At 36.6% G+C, this 1,452-nt stretch carries 2 protein-coding genes; both read right to left on the bottom strand.

Features of this window, described 5'->3' with window-relative positions:
• Positions 1-64: 64 nt before the first annotated feature.
• A complete protein-coding gene (locus tag A7D14_RS04170) occupies positions 65-529 on the bottom strand; it encodes a hypothetical protein (RefSeq protein WP_067030415.1) in 465 nt (154 codons plus the stop codon).
• Positions 530-538: 9 nt separating this feature from the next.
• Entirely contained in the window at positions 539-1,219 is a 681-nt protein-coding gene (locus A7D14_RS04175; protein ID WP_067030418.1) for a ParA family protein, read from the bottom strand.
• Positions 1,220-1,452 lie beyond the last annotated feature (233 nt).

Below are 1,452 nucleotides of genomic sequence, written 5' to 3' on the forward strand. Positions count from 1 at the left end.
GAACATACCCGTAATAGATTAGGGCCAAACCTATCAATATGTACCAGTAGCTGCTCAAAGTTTTCTATTTTTGTTCTATTATGTTTATCAGTTTTCTATACTTTTTATCTATAAAATCTTCCAAAACCTTTCTTATCAAGTCATTGCGATGGGTTTTTATGTCCAATTTATAGGATGCCCCCTGTGCCAATTTTTCATATTTTCCCATGCAGTCCTTACTTAAGGAAAGCACGAAGGATTCCTTTCTATCGCGAAAGTTTTCCGTGCGTAGGAACAATTTAAATTGTCGAACCGGGTACTCGTCGGTCATTGAAGAATTTTTGGATGTCATCCCTTTATGATTCTCAATGACTGCGGTTTCTTTCGTATTCCTAACGGTTTTAGGCTCAAAATGTTGTTTGGACCCACTCGGCGTTTCCTCAATCGAACGCTCACTTTTCAAGGTCTTCAGCACATTCACGGTTTCTTTGTTCTGTTCCGCCATTTTTTGGATCAGACCTAGTGTATTTACTTTTTTTCCTCTTTTCATAGTATTGCGCTATTTTGTTAGTTGGCTTACTTCCTCAAAGAAATGTTTGATATCTTTTTCGCCCCTTTCTTTATGCTCAGGTATGGGGTACAGTGTATTCCGATATCTTTCCTTGTAGATGGTCTTGTCCTTGACTACACTGGTCATCATGGGAATACCCGCCTCTTTAAATTGCTGGCGCAGCACCGCAAACTTGTTTCTTTTGACCAGCTTGTACTTGTTGAAAAAAAGATGGATGCTCTTTAATACACGCTCTTCATTATCAAGGAAATTATTTTTCAACGTGAAATAAAAGTGTGAAGTGCTGTCTATTTCCAGTTCGTCATGGTCAAAGGGCACAAAAACATGTTCCACATACATTAGCCCTTTGACCATCTCTACATTCAAACTGCCAGGAAGGTCGAGAATTATATAATCCACTTGGCCATAGTACTTCAGGATGGCATCCTGTAGATTCTGAACGGTTACTGGTTCAATAGGATAAAGTTCCAAACCTGCCCTTTCTTCGGCATCCAACATTTCCATTTCCCGATTCCGTTTTTTGTAGATGGAGTATTGAGGATTATCGGCATCCAAAAGCACAATTTTTTGCTGCTTTGCATAGAAAAGATTTGAAGCTAGAATAATGTTCAATGTCGTTTTTCCGATACCACCTTTTTCGCCTACCACACTAATAATCTTTGTATCCATAATCCGTTATTTAGTTCTTTCAATAATTAGTTAAATGATGAAATAATCAAGGCATTGTTTAATGACCTAAATCCCTAATTAATTATATAATTATTGAGAAATATATAATTATAATTTGTTAATAACTAGATGTTTATGAAAAATAATTTGGGCTAAAACCATATGAGGCCAAATGAATCTAAATGGATCCACAACGTGGTTTCATTTGGCTTAAGGACGAATCTATTTTTATG

The organism is Allomuricauda sp. CP2A (genome assembly GCF_001683915.1).
In the GTDB taxonomy this organism is placed as follows: Bacteria; Bacteroidota; Bacteroidia; order Flavobacteriales; family Flavobacteriaceae; genus Flagellimonas.

What these genes read in the sequence shown, in the direction of transcription:
- A7D14_RS04175 (WP_067030418.1), bottom strand. Translation starts at nt 1,219, where the DNA reads ATGGATACAAAGATTATTAGTGTGGTAGGCGAAAAAGGTGGTATCGGA.
- A7D14_RS04170 (WP_067030415.1), bottom strand. Translation starts at nt 529, where the DNA reads ATGAAAAGAGGAAAAAAAGTAAATACACTAGGTCTGATCCAAAAAATG.